A 19,467-nucleotide genomic window follows, 5' to 3' on the forward strand; every position below is an offset into this window, starting at 1 on the left:
TCGCGGCGCTGCAGCACCGGCTCGGCGTCCCGGTGCGTGCGGTCAACGACGCCCAGGCGGCGGCCTGGGGCGAATTTCGCCATGGCACCGCGCGGGGCGTCAGCTCGATGGTGTTCCTAACCATCTCCACCGGTGTCGGCGGCGGGCTGGTGCTGGACGGTCGCCTGCGGGTCGGGTCGGGCGGCCTGGCCGGTCATCTCGGCCATGTCGTGGTGGCGCCGGACGGGCCGCTGTGCGGCTGCGGCCGGCGCGGCTGCGTCGAGGCCATCGCCTCGGGCCGGGCTCTGGCGGCGGCGGCGACCGCGGCGTTCGGCGAGGCGATGGATGCGCCGGCGCTGTTCCGGCGGGCAGGGCAGGACCCGGCAGCGGGGGCGTTGATCGACCGGGCTGCCGCCGCCATCGTCCAACTGCTGGCCAACCTGCGGGCCGCGCTGGACCTCGACCTGGCGGTGGTCGGCGGCGGCGTCGGACTGGCGCCCGGCTTCCTCGACCGGGTGAGCCGCGCCCTCGGGGCCGAGCCGCCACAGTTCCGCATCGATCTGCGCCCGGCTGCGCTGGGCCATGATGCCGGGCTGATCGGCATGGCCGATCTCGGCGCCGGCCAGCCGCCGTCGACAGGCGGGCCCGGCATCAGCGGACCTTGGTGAAGCGCCCCAGGCTCCGGACGATATTGTCGAGAAGACCGGTGCGTTCCGCCGCCGCCGCCACCGCCGTCACCGGCCTCGGCTGGCGGGCAAATCTCGGGTCGACCAGGCGCCGGCGATGCTCGCGGATGGCGGCGCTGACCGCCAGGCGGAAAACGTTGGGGCTGAGCGGCTTGATGGCGAAGCGGTAGATCTGGCCCTGGTTGATGAGCTTGACGATGGTGTCGGCGTCGGGGTTGGCGGTCGTCGCCACGACGGTGATGGAGGGGTCCATCTCGCAGATCTTGGCCAGCATCTCGCTGGCGTCGACGCCGCCGACCTCGCTGTTCGTCACGATGACACCCACCTCCTCCTGCTGGAGGATCTCCAGCGCCTCCTCGATGGTGGATGCCGTCAGGATGTTGTAGTCGCGGGTGAACATCTCGACGACCTCCTGGCGATCGGCCGCCAAACCGTCGATCGCCAGAAGCTTCGTGGCGACGCCGAGAGGAGGAGTCTGGACGGCGTCCTCGCCCGTCGGGTCGTCCGCGGCCGGCGCGGAGCGGGCGATCTCGACCGCCTCGGCAATCACCTGGCGAAGCTCTTCGTGGTTCCAGGGCTTGTTGAGGAAGCGGAAGACCTCGCCTTCATTGACCGCACCGATGATGGCGACCAGGTCGCTATAGCCGGTGAGCAGGATCCGCACCGTGTTCGGCCATCTCTTGCAGACCTGCGACAGCAGTTCGATCCCGACCATCTCGGGCATGCGCTGGTCTGAGACGATGACGTCGATATGGTGGTTTTCGAGGATCGCCAGGGCATCGCGGCCGCTGACGGCGGTATGGACCTCATAGGTCGACCTGAACATGACCTTGAGAAGTTTAACGATACGCTCTTCATCATCCACGAAGAGGAGGCTCGGCGTGTCACTCATCTCGCTCTCCTTCAAACCTTGGAAGCATCACGGATTGTCTCGAACGAGGCCCAAAGGGCCTGACGATGTGGCATGGTCCAGCTGGTATTCACCGTCGGCCCTGGCGCGAAACATCTGTTCGCTATCGGTCTTGGCGCGATGCGGCAGGATGATGGTGAAGATGGTCCCCGCGCCGGCCCTGGATCTGGCGGAGATGGTGCCGCCATGGGTGTGGATGATGCGGTAGCAGATCGACAGCCCCATGCCGGTGCCCTTGCCGACATCCTTGGTGGTGAAGAACGGGTCGAAGATCCTGGGCAGCACGTCGGCGGGGATGCCGCATCCGCTGTCCTCGATTTCGATCCGGATGGTGTCGCCGGACTCCTGCCGTGTGCGCAGGATGAGCTTGCCGCGATTGGGTTGGTCGGCCATGGCATGGGCGGCGTTGTTGATAAGATTCAGGAACACCTGCTTCAGCTGTGTTGCCGAAGCGTGAATCTTTGGAACATTGCCGTAATCCCTGACAGTTTCGGCGATGTACTTGATCTCCGACCGGGCAATCAGGGTCGCACTGTCCAGGGCCTCTTCCACGTCGACAAATTCGAGGCGGCCTTTGTCCAGACGGGAGAAATTCTTCATCGTGATGATCAGCTTGGAGATCTCGTCGAGACCGTGGACGCCTTCGTCGATCAGCATGTTCAGCTCGCCGATCCGCTCCTCCCGCTCCCCATCCTTCGTCGTCGGGCGCGCGTCGCCGCCGGACGCAGCACCTCCGGCGGCGGCGTTGATCTCGGCCATCTGGTCTTTGATCAGCGAGAACACCGCCTTTACATAGGCGAGCGGGGTGCTGATCTCGTGGGTGATGCCGGCCACCATCTGGCCCATGGCCGACAGCTTCGACGACTGGATCAGTTGCGACTGCGCGTCCTCATTGGCCAGCTGCAGCGCCGAATTGTCCTGGTTGAGCCGTTTGTAGCGCCGGCGCAGCCCATGGGCCCCCCAAGCCGCAGCCGCAACGATCAGGATGATGCACAGGATCTGCAGATCGCGCAGCAGCGTCCACTGCCGGCTCTGGTCGTTCTCCAGGTCCTGAAGGGCGGATTGGAGGCGGTCGATGGCCGGGGCGGTCGGTGCCGCCATGAAGGCCACGATCAGCTGGGTGCCGAGCTGCCGCTGCCGGAGGATGATGTCGACATGGACGAGCAGCGTATCCATTTTGGAGGCTGCATCGGGTGATGTCCTGCTGGCGGCCTGTCGCAAGGCCGCCATCTGCTGGTCGATGTCCTCCCGCACCTGCTCGCCGGGCGTGACAATGTAGCTCGCCACATTGATGACGATGCGGGTCAGGAGATCGGCGATCTCCTGACCCTGCCCGTCGATCGCCTCTCCCTCGAGTTGCGTGAACAGATCCGCTGCGGCAATCGGCAACAGACGCGAGGAATTGCTGATGATGGAATACTGCGCTTTGATTTTCTCGACGATGCCGATCTTGTCATCCAGTGCTGTCTTGTAGCCAACCAGCGTAGATTGCAGGGCCTCTGCCTCGCCGCTCTTTGCCAGGCGCGCGATGGTGCTGTAATGCTGCATCAGGCTGACGACGGGGGTGGCTACGGAATCGTAGTTCGGATTCAGGCCCTGCTCCAGGCTCAGGACGTTGGCGCTCCAGACAGCATCGATCTGCTTCATGTCGGTGATGCTTGCCTGTGCGTCCGCCAGCCTGGTGTCCGGTGCCCGCAGCATCAGCAGAAGAACCAGCGCCGCCATCAGAAGCACAGTGACGAAGACTATCCAAGGGGCCTTGCGGCTGACGAACATGGCCGGCTCTCCATCACGATCTCTGCTTCTTTGCATTCGAAGTGAAAAATTCATGGTGAATTTTGAGGGTCGGTCGTTTCGAGAGATTTTCCTCGGTATTCGCCGGTAAGGGTGCGAAGGAAGTCTACAATCAGCGCGTTGTCTTGGGCCGGTATCTTGCGTCCAAGCTGATATTTCGCCATGGCATCGACGGCGTCTGTCAGGGTGGCGGCAGAACCGTCGTTGAAATAGGGCGCCGTCAGCGCGACGTTGCGCAGGCTCGGAACGCGGAAGACGTACCTGTCCGCCTCGACCTTGGTGATGTTGTAGAGCCCGAAATCAGGTGGGGTGTTGGTGCCGAGCGAACGGAAATAATCCCCGGGTGTTCCCAGCACGCCAAAGACCTGGAGCATGTTGCCGCCGACATTCACGCCTTGGTGGCAGGAGGCGCAGCCATAGGTCTTGAAGAGCCGGTAGCCCTCGCGCTCATCGTCATTGATGGCCTTCGCATCGCCGCGCAGGAACTTGTCGAAGCGTGCATTGGGGGTGGTGAGAGACCGTTCGTAGGTCGCGATGGCATCGGTAATGGTCTCCGGCTGCATCCCTTCGGGATAGATGCTGGCGAGGGTCTGCTGCAGCGCCTGGTCCGGGGCCAGCTTGGCCATGATTTCCGGCCAGGATGTGCCCATCACGGAGGAGTCGTGGATCGCAGCCTCGATCTGCTCCTCCGGCGTCGAGAACCTGCCGTCCCACATCAGGCGGAAGTTCAGTGCCGAGTTGAAGATCGACGGCGAGTTTCTCTTTCCCGGCACGTCGCCGAGCCCGCGCGAAAGCGCCAAGCCATCGCCTCCGCCTTGGTCGAGTGCATGGCAGGACGCACAGGAGTTCTGATTGTCTTTGGAGAGCCGCGTGTCCTGGAACAGGACCTCGCCCAAGGCGACCTTCCGCGGATCCAGCGCCTGGTCGAGTGGGATCGGCGCGATCGGCTCCGGCATTTCTGCCATCACCAGGGTGGGCATCACCAGGGTGGGCAGGAAAAACAACAGGGCCAGCGCCGGCAGGGCCGAAATGATGCAACGTCGGCCGACGGCCGCAGCCGGCGGCGTCGCACAACTGCTCTGAAGGTCGAGATCGCGTTTCATCGTGGCTACCCAAGCGAAATGGTGGTCGCGACGCGTTATTGATTAGCGGATTTACTGTCTGCCGATCGCAAACCATTTCACTATGCAATGTCGATATAGCCGTATGACCTCGGCGATGCGCGACAAGCATCCGCCGTGCGCTTTACCTTTGGTGGCAGCGAGCCCTTGGGGACAGCTTGCCGACATCGGTCCGAGTATCGCAAAGCGCGTTGGCCAAACAAGCGCATCTCTCGATCGGTCGTCGTCGCCTGTGCCGCTACTGGATGAGAGGTCTGACATGCTGGCTCGAACAGCCGAATGGAAGATGCTAGTCGTTCGCGGCGCGTTGCTGGTGGGATGGGTGGGACTCATCGGCTCACTGTTCTGGGACCCGATCACGTCCGACTGGACCGGCAGCACCGGCTTCCTGGGGACGAACACCGTCGAGGTCGCGGTCCAGGACGGTGTCCTGACCAACGCCCCGTATCAGATCGGGGCCCGGGTGTTCTGGACGATGGTCGTCCCGCTCATCCCGCTCTGCCTGATGGTGTTCGGGCATGAGGCCTGGCGACGCGTCTGCCCGCTATCCCTGATGTCCCAACTGCCGCGCTACATGGGATGGCAACGGCGGCGGATGGTCCTGCAGCGCCGGACCGGCAAGATCGATCGCACCTTGGCCCTAATCGTCCGGGGTGGCTGGCTCGACCGCAACGCCTGGTATCTTCAGTTCGGCATTCTGTTTGTGGGCCTGAGCGCGCGGATTCTGTTCATCAACAGCGATCGCTACGCACTGGCCGGCGCGATGATCCTGGTCCTGAGCGCTGCATTTCTGGTCGGCTATCTCTGGGGCGGCAAGTCCTGGTGCAACTACTTTTGTCCCGCCAATATCGTCCAGAAAATCTACACTGAACCGCGCGGACTTCTGGAGAGCGCGCCGCACCTGCTGCGACCGAGCGTGTCGCAGTCGATGTGCCGGACCAGCTCGCCCGCCGGGGAACGCAGCGCCTGCGTCGGCTGCACGGTCAACTGTGGCGACATCGATCTCGAGCAGTCTTATTGGAGCTCGATCCTCAAGCCGCAGCGGAGACACGTCTATTATATGTTTAACGGCCTAATTATCGGCTTTTATTGGTATTTTTACCTGTATTCGGGGAATTGGGACTATTACTTTTCGGGTATCTGGAGCCATGAGACAGGGGCGCTCGGCCGGCTCCTCGACCCCGGCCTGTACATCGCAGGCCATTCCATTCCGATCCCGAAGCTCCTCGCCGTGCCGCTCGTCATCGGCGGCGCAGTGCTGGCGACCCTCGTCCTGGGAACCATGCTGGAGCGGGCCTATCGCCTGGTGCGCAACCGCGGCACCAGGATCCCCGAAGTCGAAATCGTCAATCACTGCCTTGGCGTCAGCGCCTATCTGTCGATCAATATCTTCTACCAGTACGGGGGCCGGCCCACCCTGGCGCTGTTCCCCCCGGTCGTCAGCCACATCGTCGATATTCTCGTTGTCTCGCTCAGCACGATGTGGCTGTGGCAGACGCTGGGCCGGTCGGCGTTCAAGTATGAGCGCGAGAAAATTGCGTCGCGATTGCTGGATCAGCTAAAGAAGCTGAAGGTCGACTTCAGCCGCTATCTCGAAGGCCGGTCGATCGGTGAGCTGAAGCCTGACGAGATCTATGTCCTGGCCAAGGTGCTGCCGGACCTTTCGCGCGAGCACAAGCTTCAGGCCTACCGCAATCTGCTGGACGACGCCATCTCCGCCGACAAGACGGGGGCCGTCTCGCCAGCCGCACTGCTGCAGGACGTGCGGCAGCAGATGGGCATCAGCGACGAGGATCATCTGCTGTTGCTCGAGGAGTCGGGCGTGGCGGAGGCGACCCCCGACGTCAAGCGGACCATCACGATCGAGCGGATGGCCTGCATCGCCAACTACCACGAAATCATCGGCAGATATCTCGTGGGGCATGTCGCATCCGGCCGCACCCTCGACATGATCCTGGCCGACCCGGGCATGCAATCGACGATCAAGTCCCTGCGCGTCAGCCTGCAGATCACCGATGCCGAGCACCGCGATGTCCTGACGGAACTCCTGGCAGAGGGCGGCATGCTGGCGCGCCAGATGAACACGATCCTCAACACCCTGATGAAATTGCAGGGGGTGAGCTTCTGCCTGCAGGATTCCATCCTGCCCAATCGCTTCGGCCGGACGCTGAACGAATTGCTGCTGGCGGCGAACACGGACAGCATCGCAGCGCTCTGCGAAGCCGGCCTCTCCTGCCTGCATGCGTTCGGGGACAGCAGCCTCGGCCGGTGGTATGCGCAGGATCTGTCCGCCCTGGCCGGAGACAGCGTGATCGAGGCGCTGTCCCACCCGGTTGCCGGGTCGCGGGACATCCGATGGGAAGATGCGCTCGGTGACGGGATCACCGATATCCTGCGGGGCGAGGTCGGCGCTGATGCCATCGACGGCAGTCGGCCCGCGGATATGCCGAGACGGTCGTTCCGCCAGACCATCACGGCCGGCCTCGATCGCGCCGGCAGCCTCCAATCGCTGCTGGAAGATGAATCTCCCGTCATTCGCGCCCTCGCGCTGGCCGCATTCGACTATGTCGACACGACCCTGACGCGCGAGGTCGCGCGGCAACTCGCGGACAGCGGGGCGGCGGACGGTCATTGGCTGCTGCGGCAGACGGTCGACATCCTGATCGGCACCGTTGCGGCAGCAGAGTCCAGGCCGCCGGAGCACGCCATCCGCGCCGAGGTCGTGCTCCCCGGCGGCGAGCGGATGATCTCGATGCATTCGCAGTCGGTGATCACGGTGGGGCGCGGCCCCGGCAACGACATCGTCATCGCCAGCCCGGTTCTGTGGCCCTACCACATGGCGATCCGATCGGCGCCGGAGGAGGTCCGCGTCATGCGGCTCGACGACGTCGAGATCTTCGCCGATGGCATCGCCTGCGCCGGCGAATCCTCCGCGATCCAGCGCAACGCACTCCTGACATTCGGGCAACCGTCGGACGCCGGACCCAGCATCCGCATCGACTGGCAAGAGCAGGCCGAAAGCCACTCGCTGCGATCGTTCGACCCGGCGATGCGGCTGGTGGCGCTTGCCCGTAACACGGCCTTGCGGTCGCTCGGTCTGCCGGCTCTCGCGGAGATCGTTCGCGACGGGCAGGTCGGGCGGTATCGGGCCGGCGATGTGCTTCCTTCAGCCGACGACTCCGGCAACGCCTTCTTCGTCCAGTTCGGATCGGTCCGCGCCCTGCAACCCGGCGCCGTGGCAGGGTTGTCCGCACGGATGTTCGAAGCCGGCGATCTGATCGATCCGGGCATCGCTTCCGGTGGCGACGGAGCGCCCGTGCTTGAGATCGTCAGCGAGTTCGCGATCGTCATGATCCTGCGAGGGGATGGCGCGATCGCGACGCTGTTGGACACGCCCGCTCCGACAGAGATCCGTGTGCCGCAATTGATCGTCACCTAGGCGGCGACTCTCGCCTTCGGTTCGCCCCGAACGCGGCAAAGCCGACCAGACTGTAGGGAAATATTCGTATGGATGCGCTGACTATTCGAGCCGAGGCTGAGAAATATAGCCCAAATTTGGCGAAATTTATATTTCTCGTCTTCATTTATATTTCTGATAGTGAGAAGGATATTACGCCACAGGAAGTGCGTCGTTTTCAAGCATTGATGAATGATTTGCATTGGACTGACAACGAGGACATGTGCCAGGCGCTGACGACGCTGCGCTTCAACTATACCGCGACGTGGGCCGACTATGAGGCAGGGAAGCTGCCGGTAGGCCGCGACGCGATCGCCCGCTACTTGGCCCAGTTCGACCTGGATTTCGGCACCGAGCGCAGCAATGCGCTCAGGGCGTCCCTCGGCGAGTTCATTCAGCGCATCGGCGGGAGCCCGTCATCGGCAGGCGCCAGACTCGCCAAAGGCGAATTGCGGGGCCGGGCCGGCGCCAGGCATGAGCTAGAGGATCTGATGGCGCAGCCCGTGCGCGCCGTCGCGAGTCCGGCCGTCGCGGACTCCAAAATACGCGAGGTTGCTGCCGACCCTGAACCGGCATCGGCGGCGGCGGCAAGCGCCGAGGTCCCGACCGCGATGGCGATGGCGATCGGAGATGTCGCGATATGGCAGGGCGGCCGGATCAAGGTGCGCTGCATCCGCCGCGTGGCCGAGACGCGGGATACGACAACCTTCACCCTGGTTTCGGACCCGCCTGTGCTGTTCAGCTACAAGCCCGGCCAGTTCGTCACCCTGGAGCTGCCAGTCGACGGTCGGATCCAGCGCCGGAGCTATACCATCTCGTCCTCGCCATCGCGGCCCTACACCCTGTCCGTCACGGTCAAGCACCTGCCCGATGGCCGCCTCTCGGCCTGGTTGCGCGATAGTGTGGTGCCGGGGGTCGAGTTCGAGTTGACCGGCCCGCATGGCCGCTTCACCTGTATCGATCGACCGGCCGCCAAGCTGCTGCTCATCGCCGGCGGCAGCGGCATCACGCCGGCGATGTCGATGCTGCGATGGATCGCAGACACCGGTTACGCGGCCGACGCCGTGTTGATCAACAATGTGAGAACACCGGAGGACGTGATCTTCGCGCGGGAGCTGCAGCACCTCAGCTCACGCATGGGCGATGCCTCGCGTCTCGTGGTGGTGCCCTCGCGGATCTCCCCGGGACAGTCCTGGAACGGCATCACCGGACGCTTTAGCGAGGCCCTGCTGCGCGCCCTGGCGCCGGACTTCCTGGAGCGCGAGATCTATCTCTGCGGCCCCGAGAGCTACATGGTGGCGGTCAGGGCGCTGCTGCAGACGCTGGGCTTTCCCAAGACTCATCTGCACGAGGAGAGCTTCGGCGGGCCGCCGCTCGCCGCATCCGTCCCTCCGGCTGCGCCCGGGTTGCCGGCGGCCGTGCCGCGAAGGACTGTCGAAGCCGCGCCGGCTCCGGCACTGCCCGCGGTCTCGGACGGCAGGCTCGTCTTCAGAAACAGCAACAGGGTGATCTCCTGCAATGCGGGCGAATTCATCCTCGATGCCGCGGATCGCAATGCGGTTGTGGTCGACAGCTCCTGCCGGTCCGGTGTCTGCGGCACCTGCAGGATGAGGAAGGTGAGCGGTGTCGTGAGCATGGAGGGCCAGGAGGCCCTGTCCGAGCAGGAGATCGCCGAGGGCTACTTCCTGGCCTGCATCGGCCAGGCCCGCGGCACCGTCGTCATCGATGCCTGACGGTGGGCCGGTCCTGCCCTGTCCGCTTCGTAGAGCCGGCTGCAACGGCCGGTTCCGGATGCGCTCAGAGGCCCGGGCGGATGGAGAAGGGCCGGCAGCGCGATCGCGGTCCCGCCCGCGAAATACGCCTCCGCCCGGGTCAGCAGGTCGACGGTCAGCGACCCGAGCAGCTTGGCGATGTGTGGTGGTGCGGATGCTCAAACGTCGAGGTCGCCATGGCCCACCTCGCGTGCCAACTGATTGATCAACGCCTTTTCGCGGTCATCCAGAGCGGCCTGGTCCACCATGTCCCAGTGCCTGTCGTACAGGGCGAGCGTGTCCTCTTCCGTGATCTCCCGGTCCGGCCTAAGCCGCCTTGACGATCCTGAACCCCTCGATCTCCCGGACCACGGGCAGGCCGCTCCAGCGGTCGCTGTCGTGCAGGATGATCAGGCGGCTCATGTCGCCGTCGATGGCGGTGTTGATGCGGTCGATCGTCTTCAGCTGTTCCCACACGCTGCCGACGCCGTTTGCCAGGGGCACGTAGACGCCGTCATGGTTGTGGCCGCAGACGTTGCGCGCGGCATAGACGCAATCGCCGGAGACCACGAGGCGGCCGCGGGCGGTCTCCAGGATCACGAATTGCTGGCCCAGCGTGTGGCCTTCGCCCAGGCGCAGATGCAGCCCGGGCAGGATGTCGTCGCGGTCGCCGTCGACCAGGTGCAGCCGGTGTTCGACTGAGGCATCGAAGGCCCGCCGCAGGTCGTCCGGGTTGATGATCTGGGTCAGGAAGCCGAAGCGCGGCGGCAGGGCCATCGCCTCGACCCAGCTTAGGATCTCGCGCTTCTGGATGTAGATCTGGGCGTTCGGGAACTTGCCGATCGACCCCATATGGTCGAAATGCGCGTGGCTCAGCACGATGTCGGTGACCGCCTCCGGCGTCACGTCCAACTCGGCCAGCATGCGCAGCGGCGAGATCCAGTCCGGGATGCCGAAACGCACGCTCATCTCGGCGCCGCTGCCCTCCTTCATGAAGCCGGTGTCGATCAGGACGATCCGGCCGGCCTGCCTTGCCAGCACGAAGGAGAAGGGCAGGTCGACCACGCCCTCGTCATGCGTGCCGTGGACCAGGCTGGCCAGCGGTTGGTCCTTCGAGCGGGCGAATTCGACGATATGGACGTCCCAGGTCGGGTCCGAAGGCATACCGAGATCTCCTAGCGTTCCGCGATCGTCCGGCCGAGGCTGGAAAGCCCGACGGCGATGATGAGGATGGCGCCCTGCAGCACGTATTGGGAATAGGTCGGGGCGCCGAAGATGTTCAGCCCGTTGAAGCCGAAGGCGATGATCAGGGCGCCGACCATGGTGCCCAGGACATGGAATTCGCCGTCGCGCAGCGTGGCGGAGCCGAGGAAGACCGCGGCGAAGGCGGTCAGCAGATAGCTGTCGGCGGCGCTGGTGGTGCCGCTGCCCAGGCGGGAGGCCAGCAGGATGCCGGTCAGCGCGGCACACATGCCGGAGACGACGAAGCCCAGCGTCTTGATGCGGTCGACATTGATGCCAGCCAGGCGGGCCGCCGCCGGGTTGCCGCCCACCGCCTGGATCTCCTGCCCCAGGGCGGTGCGCTCGACCAGGATCCACAGGGCGCCCAGCACCAGCGCCATGATGATGATGTTGTTGGGAACGCCGAACAGCCAGCGCCCGAGCGAGATCTGCAGGAACGCCTCCGGCACGCCCGAGACGATCGGGACGCCGGCGGAATAGGCGAAGGACAGGCCGGTCAGGATGGTGCCGACGCCCAGGGTGGCGATCACCGAATTGACCTTGATCTTGGTCACGATCAGGCCGTTGACCAGGCCGATCAGTGCGCCGAGCACCAGCACGATCAGGATGGCGACCGGAATCGGCAGGCCGTTGCCGACGATCAGCCCGGTGACCAGCACGCCGTGCAGGCTGGCGGCGAAGCCGATCGACAGGTCCAGCTCACCCACCACCACCGCCAGGGTCAGCCCGCCGGCGATGATCATCGCCAGCGACGCCTGGTTCAGCACGTTGGTGAAGTTGTTGACCGTGGGGAAGGCGCGGGGGGAGAGGACCGAGAACGCCAGGATCATCAGCCCCAGCCCGAGGATGGTGGCATAGCGGGCGAACAGGCCCAGGGCCAGCTTCGACTGCGGCGACAGACGGCGGCTCGTGGCGGCGGTCTGCGTCATCGGACACTCCTTTCGGCCGCAGCCCCGGCCGCGGCAGGGCCGGCGGCGGCGTAGCTGGCCTCGACAATGGAATTGCGCGTGATCGCGCGGCCCGTCAGCTCCCGCACGATCCGGCCTTCGGCCATGACCAGCACGCGGTCGCACAGATCGGGCAGTTCGTCCGGCTCGGACGAGATTACCAGGATGGACATGCCGCGGGCGGCGAGGTCGCGCAGCAGGCGATGGATCTCGCCGCGCGACCCGATATCGACGCCGCGCGTCGGCTCATCCAGGATCAGGACCTTGGGCCCGCGCAGCAGCCAGCGGCCGATCACCACCTTCTGCTGGTTGCCGCCGCTCAGCCGCCCGACCGGCGTCTCGATGCTGCGGGTCTTGATCGCGAGATCGCGGACGATTGCCAGCGACGACGCTTCCCGCCGCCGGTGGCTGATCAGGGGCAGCGCCGGGGCGCGGATGATCTGGCGCAGATTGGCGATCTGCAGGTTGAAGGCGACGCTCTTGGTCAGGACCAAGCCCTCGGCCCGGCGCTCTTCCGGCACCAGCCCCAGCCCGGCCGCGACCGCGTGGCCGGGGCTGCGCGGTGCGAAGGGTGCGCCATCCAGCACCATGGTCCCGGCCTCGGCCCGGTCCGCGCCATAGATCAGCCGCGCCAGCTCGGTGCGGCCGGCGCCGACCAGACCGCCGATGCCCAGCACCTCGCCGCGGCGCAACTCGAAGCTGACGCCCTGGACCCGGGGCTGGCGGGCCAGGCCCGACACCCGCAGCACGACATCGCCGCCGACCGGCTCGCCGCGGGCCGCGTCCGCCGGCCGGGTCTCGCCGCCGACGATGGCCTCGACCAGCGCGGCCCGGCTCAGCGCCTCCCGGCCGATCTCGGCCACCGACCGGCCGTCGCGGAATACGGTGACGCGGTGGCACAGCCGCAGGATCTCGTCCAGCCGGTGCGAGACGTAGAGGATGGCGACGCCCGAGGCGGTCAGGTCCTCGATGATGCCGAACAACGTCTCGCTCTCGCTCGCCGACAGCGACGCCGTCGGTTCGTCCATCACGATCAGCCGCGCCTTGCGCACGAGCGCCCGGCAGATGCTGATCAGCCAGTTCTCGGCGATCGACAGCGTCTTCGCATCGGCGTGGAGCGAGGCGGTGATGCCCACCCGCCGGGCGATCGGCGCCACGTCCCGTTCGATTGCCGCCCAGTCGACCATGCCCAGGCGCTGCTTCTTCGGCACGCCGAGCATGATGTTCTCCAGCACCGTCATGCCCGGGACGAAGGCCAGCTCCTGGTGGATGAAGCCCAGACCCAGGGCGGTGGCGTCCTGCGGCGAGGCGATGGCGACCGCGGTGCCGTCGATCCTGACCTCGCCGGCATCCGGGTGGGTCAGGCCGGCGAGCACGCGGATCAGCGTCGACTTGCCAGCGCCGTTGGCGCCGACGAGGCCATGCACCCGTCCGGCGTCGAGCGAGAGCGAAACCCCCTTCAGCGCCTGGACGCCGCCATAGGATTTCGCCACGTCGCGGGCGACCAGGAAGGGCGCTGGCGGATGGTCCGGAATGCTCATGCTGCGCCCGATATCCTGCGCCTACAGCTCACTTGCCCAGCGCCTCGGGATGATCCTTCACGAACTGCTCGACCGTGTCCTTGGTGACGAGGACGGCCGGGACCTCGACCGCCTTCGGCATCCAGCCGGCGCCGGCGGCTTTGATGTCGACCAGCAGCTTCACCATCTGGAAGCCCTCGGTGTAGCTGTCCTCCCATCCCGTCGCGTCCATGTGGCCACTGCGGATGTTCTCGATGGCCTGGGCGTTGCCGTTGACGCCGTACACCTTGACGTCGTCGCGGCCCTGCTGCCGCAGCGACCCGATGGCGCCGATCGCCGGGTCGTCCCAGCAGCCCCAGACCGCCAGGGCCTCGTCGCCCTGCGGGTGCGAGGCCAGCCAGGCATTGGCGTATTCCGCGCCGTCCTGGAAATAGCCGGGGATCCGCACTTCATTCTTGGTGACGGTGATGCCGGGGCTCTTGGCCGCGATCTCGTCGAACAGCGACTCCCGGTTCCGGCAGACCTCGCCGGTGCGGTAGGTCAGGGCCAGGACGCTGCCCTTGCCGCCGAGATCCGCGACCAGCTTGTCGATGACCGGCTGCGCCAGCGGGGCGCCGGAGCCGTTGGTGGCGGCCACGCTGCTGCCCAGCCCGCCGCCCCAGGTCACGACAGGCACGCCCGCATCCTTGGCCGCGGCCAGGCCGGCGCCGATCGAGGAATAGGGGAACACCATGTCGACGACCGCGCCGGCGCCGCGCTGCACGAAGTTCTGGATCGCGGCATTGGCTTGGTCGGCGTTGCCGGCGGCGTCGATCACCGACACCTCCCAGCCTAGCTCCTTCGCCGCGGCGGTGGCGCCAGCGATGTAGCGGACATTGTTGGCCTCGGTCGCGGCGATCGAGACGATGCCGAGCAAAGGCTTGTCCTGCGCCACGGCCGCGCCGGCCGGCAGGGCCAGGATCGCGGCGAACATGCCGAGCAGCGGGGTTCTCATGGTCTTCCTCCCATCGCGGTGCGTCGCGCACGAACCAGCGAACGCCATCTAACCGTTTCGCTAAATTCGGCAATCCTGTTCGCTCATGCAAGCCTAAAATTCGATATATGTCCGCTGGACAAGGCTATATCGATCAGCGAAAGTTGGCGAAACGATTAGCTGAGTGTTCGGTGGCAACCATAAAAGATGTCGCACGGCTGGCGGGGGTCTCGACCGCCACCGTCTCCGCCGTGGTCAACGAGACGGCCTATGTCAGCCCGTCGTTGCGGACCCGCGTGCTGGCCGCCATCAGCGAGCTGCACTATGCGCCGTCGGCGGTGGCCCGCAATCTGAAGCGCGGCCGCAGCCAGCTGATCGCGCTGGTGGTCGCGGATCTGGCGAACCCGTTCTTCGCCCGCATCGTCTGCGCGGCGGAGGCGGCGGTGGCCGCCTGGGGCTACTCGCTCGTCGTGTTCAACAGCGATGAAAAGCCGGATGCGGAGCGCCGCGCCCTGTCCCGGATCCGGATGCTGTCCTGCGACGGGGTCGTGCTGGTGCCGGTCGGGCTGCCCTCGCACTATCTGCGGCGGGATTTCGAGGGCAATTCGATGCCCATGGTTCTGTTCGGCCGCACCGTCGACGAGGACCGGTCCGACACCGTCACCCTCGACAACATCTCGGCGGCCAAGCAGGTGACGAACTACCTGCTCGACCTCGGCCATCGCCGCATCGGCACGATCACCGGGCCGCTGCACCTGACCACCGGCCGCGGCCGTCTCGAGGGCATGCTGCAGGCGATGCAGGCGCGCAGCGCCGCCCCACAGCCGGAGCATGTCCGCAGCGGCGAATTCCGCGAGGATGTGGCCTATTCCGTGGCCCGGGAGCTGTTGCAATTGCCGGACCGGCCCTCCGCGCTGTATGTCGCCAACGGCGTCATGGCCCTCGGCGCGATGCGGGCGATGGTCGATCTCGGCCTGCGCTGCCCCGACGACACCTCGATCGCATCGACCGACACGATCCCGGGGATCGGCGGCCTGCGGCCACGGCTGACCCGGACGGAACACCCGGTCGGCGACATGACCAACGAGGCGCTACGGCTGCTGGTCGACCGGATCGACCGGGGCATGGAGCTGCCGCCGCGCAACGTCGTGTTCCAGCCCGCGCTGGTCCTGGGCGACAGCTGCGGCCCCATCAGCCTGTAGAAATTAGCGGGATTGACCGGGCGTTCGGTTAATCCCGCTGGGCCGCCGCACCAGACGCAGCCCGGCGCCTGCGGCGCCCAGCGACAGCACGCTGACGCCGAAGGCCGCCAGCAGGCTCGGCCGATGCTGCAGGATGGCACTCCAGCGTGGGCTGATCACATCCGCAGTGTTGAACGGCTCGTCGCTGTACCGGCACAGGACGAGGGCGGCATTGTTGACCGCCATCTGCAGTTCGATCTGGTCGATCAGCGCCCGGACGCGGGCCTGGTCGCCCCGCATGCCCGGCATATAGAGCAGAAGCGCCCGGGTCGCCGACAGATAGGCGTGGCTGCACTCGTTGAACGGGCTCGCCTCGTCATCGACGCTGCCGGGGGCCAGACCCCACAGGCAGCGGAAGGACTGGATGGCGATGAAGTTGCGCAGCCGAAGGAAGGTCTCGTCCTGGAAGGGCTGCCGGTCTGCCAGATCGAGGATCGCCGACTGGTTCTCGGCCATCACGGCCATCTGGCCATGGACCAGGCTCGGGATCGGGATTCCGGCCGTGCTGCCGACGCTGCTGTGATGGGCCATGGCCGGCGGGATCGCCGCCCAAAACCATGTCAGCAGGCACAGCCAGGCTAGCATCCGCCGGCCGATCGCATCTGGACCATTCCCCATCCCGCGCATCCCGGCCGACCATCCCAGTCGGCCTGTCTATCGCCACCGGACCGTCCTGTCACGCGGCCTATTTGCTGGCGATCATGGTGGTCATAAACCCGAAATCCGGGGCAAGTCCGGCCGCGCCGCATCTTCGAGCTGTGCGCGCAGCCATCGATGGGCCGGGTCATGCCCAAGGTGATTGTGCCACACCATCTGAACCGGCGTCGCCGGCGCCGCCCATGGCAATTCCGAGACCGCCACGGACCCCGATCTCAGAAAAACATCCGCCAGCCGCGCCGGTGCGATGGCGGCGGCGGTGGTCCCGGCCAGCAGGGTGGGCAGCGCCAGGAAATGGGGCTGGATGACCTTCAGCTTCGGCTTCGCCCCGATCGTCGCGAACTCTCGCTCAAGCGTCACCCGATCGAACATTTCCATGCGCCGTGTCAGGCCGCGCTCGGAGATCTGCCCATCCTCGATGCCGCCTGCTGCAACCACGAAGAGGGGGAGGGCGGAAAGCTGCTCGACAGTGACAGGACGGCCGGCCAGTGGGTGATCCGGTGCGATCACCACCACGTCCCGCTCATCGAACAGCAACTGGGCGCGAAGGCGATGGGGGATGTCGAAGAAGGAGCCGAGCGCCACGTCGACCCGTCCCACATCGATCTGGGCGGTGAGGTCGATCCGCGTGGCGGGCAGGATCGTCACCCCCGCATGCGGTGCCTGTGCCGTCAGAATCCGCAGGAAATGGGGGACCAGCACGGCGGTCATATAATCCGTGGCGGCGATGCAGAATTGGCGAGTCGATGTTTCAGGGTCGAAGGCCGCCGGACCGATCGCCCGCTCGGCAGACACCAGCGCGTCCCGCACCAGCGGCGCCATGTCGGTCGCCCGCGCTGTCGGCACCATCCCCGCGGCCGTGCGGACGAAAAGCTCGTCGTTCAACACGGCCCGCAGGCGGGACAGGGCGTGGCTGACCGCCGAGGCGCTGAGCCCGATCGCCTGCCCGGCGCGCAGCACATTCCGTTCCCGCATCACCGCGTCGAAAACGACCAGAAGGTTGAGATCCAGGTTTTTCATGGGCCCAGAGGGTGCATGGCCGGGGAGATCGCCTAGCCGGAGCAAAATGCATGTTATGCATTTTTACTTTGTCAACAATGCACTTCCTGAAACACGCCGAGCGGACGACCTTCCATGTATCGAAGGATTGAACGGATGCCAGTGATGAGCAGCGGCGCAGGAGGGGCTTCGGAGACGGTATCCATCGTCGACCAAATCATGCGCGGTCGATTTGCCAACCGGTTCTACCTGGATCGCCCGGTGGATCTTACGACGGTCAGGCAGATCATCGACGTCGCGCGTCATGCCGGGACGGGGGCGAATGTGCAGCCCTGGCGCGTGCATCTGGTGACGGGCGATGCCAAGACATCCCTGGCCGAAGCGACCGGCGTTGCGCATGAGACCGAGGCCGGCGCCCACGCCGCCGAATACACCTACCTCGCGGAAAACCTGCCGGAGCCGTATGCGTCCCGCCGGCGCCAGTTCGGTGCCGTCTTCTACGGATCGCTCGGCATCGATGCTGGCGATCGGCCGGCACGCGCCGCCCAGACCGCGCGCAACGCCCGGTTCTTCGATACTCCGGTCGGCCTGATCTTCGCGATCGACCGGCGACTGGAGAGGGGAAGCTGGCTCGATCTCGGCATGTTCATCCAGAACGTGATGCTGGCGGCCGGCGCGCGCAGTCTGGACACCTGCCCGCAGGAGTTCTTCGCCCGCTACCATGCCGTGATCCGCCGTCACCTGCCGCTTGCGGCCGAGGAGATGGTCGCCTGCGGCATGTCCATGGGGTTTGCCGACCCCGAATGGTCGCAGCGACGTCCGCCGATGCCGAAGGCGGCTGTCGAGGACATCGCTTCGTTTCATGGCTTCTGAGAGACCGGTCTCGAAGCCTTTCCTGGAGGATCTCTCATGACGGACCGTGACCTGCTGATCGATGCAGCGATCGCGTTCATCGATGACATCAAGGACAAGACGCCAGGCGCCGACATGGAGCGCTGGCTGAACGACAGGCACGGCCCCGGCAGTGCCGTCTACGAGGACCTCGCCCGCCGTGTGCGCCGCGGCGTCGAGGACGGATGGGCGGCGGACGTCGAAATCGGCGGCCGGCACTACCGGCGCAGCCGTCTGCTCGAGCCCTGCGCGCGAACGCATTATTTCAGCCTGACGACCGTCACCATGGACAGCCGGCAGGGCCGTCTTCCCGCCGACCAGAGACCCGACCCGGCCGACGTTTTCCGGGGCGACTATCACCTGCACCCCTATGGCGAGTTCAATCTGGTCGTGCCCTTGGACCCGACCGCGGAATTGATGGGGCCGCTGGGATGGCGTCATGCCGGATGGACGGCGCCTGCCCCCGGCAGCCATCATTATCCCGAGGCCCGGGGTGGTGCCCTGATCGCCTTCTTCTTCCTGCCGTCAGGGCGCATCTCCTACGACATCGAGGCGCCGCTGACTGAACAAGGACTTGCAGGGGAACGACAGTGATGGCCGACGCTTTTGGAACGAAGATTCCCGATAGCAGACTGGCGCGGGACGTCACGCAGTTCATTCGCGATACCCAGGATGACCTGCTGTTCTTCCACTCCAGTCGGGTCTTCTTGTGGGGCTCTCTCACGGGGACGCAGAAAAATCTGAAATTCGACCCTGAATTGCTGTACGTGGCCGCCATGTTCCACGATATCGGCCTTACGGCCGGCTATCACGACAGCCAGCTTCGCTTCGAAGTCGATGGCGCCAACGCCGCCCGCGATTTCCTGCAGGCCCGCGCCATCCCGAAAGCGGATGTCGAGAAGGTCTGGATCGCCGTTGCGCTGCACACGACCCCAGGCATTCCCGAACACATGCATCCCGAAGTGTTTCTGGTGCAGGCCGGCGCCGGAATGGACGTGGCCGGCCGCGGCTACGATGACTTCAGCGAAGATCAGCGCCAAGCCATCGTCTCCGCCTACCCGCGGGGGGGCGGTTTCAAGAATGGGATCATCGACGCGTTCTATGACGGCATGAAGCACCGCCCGCACAGCACGTTCGGCACTTTCAACGACGATATTCTCGCATTCAAGGACCCGAATTTCCGCCGCACGGATCTCTGCAGCATCATCCTCCATTCACGGTGGGATCAGGCGTAGGGCTTTCCCCGGAGCGGACATTTTCCGGCATTCCGAGCGGCCCGACGCCAATGTCGGTGACTCT

Annotated in this window: 16 protein-coding genes; 7 read left to right on the forward strand and 9 right to left on the reverse strand. The window is 65.8% G+C overall.

Translation table 11 applies throughout. The features are described from left to right. Positions 1-647 (forward strand): ROK family protein (locus tag AC3XYG_RS12365; protein WP_489140136.1); only part of this gene is annotated, 647 nt, incomplete at its 5' end. Here the strand turns inward: AC3XYG_RS12365 and AC3XYG_RS12370 are convergent. Genes AC3XYG_RS12370 through AC3XYG_RS12380 form a run of 3 tightly spaced genes read right to left on the reverse strand, consistent with a single transcriptional unit; the run spans position 631 to position 4,472 of the window. Beyond that, positions 631-1,557, reverse strand: a complete 927-nt coding sequence (locus tag AC3XYG_RS12370; protein WP_489140137.1) for a response regulator — start codon at positions 1,555-1,557, stop codon at positions 631-633. The two genes, AC3XYG_RS12365 and AC3XYG_RS12370, sit on opposite strands and share 17 nt — an antisense overlap. A gap of 27 nt (positions 1,558-1,584) precedes the next feature. After that, positions 1,585-3,351, reverse strand: coding sequence for a DAHL domain-containing sensor histidine kinase (locus AC3XYG_RS12375; RefSeq protein ID WP_489140138.1), 1,767 nt, complete (start codon positions 3,349-3,351; stop codon positions 1,585-1,587). 50 nt (positions 3,352-3,401) lie between these two features. Further along, the gene (locus AC3XYG_RS12380; protein ID WP_489140139.1) at positions 3,402-4,472 is read right to left on the reverse strand and encodes a cytochrome-c peroxidase; all 1,071 of its coding nucleotides are present in this window, start codon (positions 4,470-4,472) and stop codon (positions 3,402-3,404) included. A gap of 277 nt (positions 4,473-4,749) precedes the next feature. On the opposite strand from AC3XYG_RS12380, the gene AC3XYG_RS12385 reads away from it, so the two are divergent. Further along, positions 4,750-7,929, forward strand: a complete 3,180-nt coding sequence (locus tag AC3XYG_RS12385) for a 4Fe-4S binding protein (RefSeq protein WP_489140140.1) — start codon at positions 4,750-4,752, stop codon at positions 7,927-7,929. Between the two features lie 68 nt (positions 7,930-7,997). Beyond that, positions 7,998-9,680, forward strand: a complete 1,683-nt coding sequence (locus AC3XYG_RS12390) for an FAD-binding oxidoreductase (protein WP_489140141.1) — start codon at positions 7,998-8,000, stop codon at positions 9,678-9,680. Positions 9,681-10,025: 345 nt separating this feature from the next. Here AC3XYG_RS12390 and AC3XYG_RS12395 read toward each other — a convergent pair whose 3' ends face one another. The 4 genes from AC3XYG_RS12395 to AC3XYG_RS12410 are packed head-to-tail and all read right to left on the reverse strand — an operon-like array spanning position 10,026 to position 14,401. Then, the gene (locus AC3XYG_RS12395; protein ID WP_489140142.1) at positions 10,026-10,862 is read right to left on the reverse strand and encodes an N-acyl homoserine lactonase family protein; all 837 of its coding nucleotides are present in this window, start codon (positions 10,860-10,862) and stop codon (positions 10,026-10,028) included. Positions 10,863-10,873: 11 nt separating this feature from the next. Beyond that, the gene (locus AC3XYG_RS12400) at positions 10,874-11,869 is read right to left on the reverse strand and encodes an ABC transporter permease (RefSeq protein WP_489140143.1); all 996 of its coding nucleotides are present in this window, start codon (positions 11,867-11,869) and stop codon (positions 10,874-10,876) included. Next, entirely contained in the window at positions 11,866-13,428 is a 1,563-nt protein-coding gene (locus AC3XYG_RS12405) for a sugar ABC transporter ATP-binding protein (RefSeq protein WP_489140144.1), read from the reverse strand. The genes AC3XYG_RS12400 and AC3XYG_RS12405 overlap by 4 nt, the downstream gene beginning before the upstream one ends. 28 nt (positions 13,429-13,456) lie before the next feature. Continuing rightward, positions 13,457-14,401, reverse strand: coding sequence for a sugar ABC transporter substrate-binding protein (locus AC3XYG_RS12410; protein ID WP_489140145.1), 945 nt, complete (start codon positions 14,399-14,401; stop codon positions 13,457-13,459). A gap of 170 nt (positions 14,402-14,571) precedes the next feature. On the opposite strand from AC3XYG_RS12410, the gene AC3XYG_RS12415 reads away from it, so the two are divergent. Further along, positions 14,572-15,582, forward strand: a complete 1,011-nt coding sequence (locus AC3XYG_RS12415; protein ID WP_489140146.1) for a LacI family DNA-binding transcriptional regulator — start codon at positions 14,572-14,574, stop codon at positions 15,580-15,582. Positions 15,583-15,585: 3 nt separating this feature from the next. On the opposite strand, the gene AC3XYG_RS12420 is transcribed toward AC3XYG_RS12415, so the two are convergent. Continuing rightward, positions 15,586-16,239: a hypothetical protein gene (locus AC3XYG_RS12420; protein WP_489140147.1), complete on the reverse strand. Its 654-nt coding sequence runs from the start codon at positions 16,237-16,239 to the stop codon at positions 15,586-15,588. Positions 16,240-16,329: 90 nt separating this feature from the next. Next, the gene (locus tag AC3XYG_RS12425; RefSeq protein WP_489140148.1) at positions 16,330-17,298 is read right to left on the reverse strand and encodes a LysR family transcriptional regulator; all 969 of its coding nucleotides are present in this window, start codon (positions 17,296-17,298) and stop codon (positions 16,330-16,332) included. A gap of 144 nt (positions 17,299-17,442) precedes the next feature. Here AC3XYG_RS12425 and AC3XYG_RS12430 point away from each other — a divergent pair, with 144 nt between their 5' ends. Genes AC3XYG_RS12430 through AC3XYG_RS12440 form a run of 3 tightly spaced genes read left to right on the forward strand, consistent with a single transcriptional unit; the run spans position 17,443 to position 19,403 of the window. Further along, positions 17,443-18,150 carry a nitroreductase gene (locus AC3XYG_RS12430; protein ID WP_489140149.1) on the forward strand — a complete coding sequence of 236 codons (708 nt, stop codon included), beginning with the start codon at positions 17,443-17,445 and terminating at the stop codon, positions 18,148-18,150. A 36-nt stretch (positions 18,151-18,186) separates the two neighbouring features. After that, positions 18,187-18,762: a 4-hydroxylaminobenzoate lyase gene (locus AC3XYG_RS12435; protein WP_489140150.1), complete on the forward strand. Its 576-nt coding sequence runs from the start codon at positions 18,187-18,189 to the stop codon at positions 18,760-18,762. Next, positions 18,762-19,403: an HD domain-containing protein gene (locus AC3XYG_RS12440; protein ID WP_489140151.1), complete on the forward strand. Its 642-nt coding sequence runs from the start codon at positions 18,762-18,764 to the stop codon at positions 19,401-19,403. The genes AC3XYG_RS12435 and AC3XYG_RS12440 overlap by 1 nt, the downstream gene beginning before the upstream one ends. Positions 19,404-19,467 lie beyond the last annotated feature (64 nt).

The sequence above is a fragment of the Inquilinus sp. genome, from assembly GCF_057815775.1.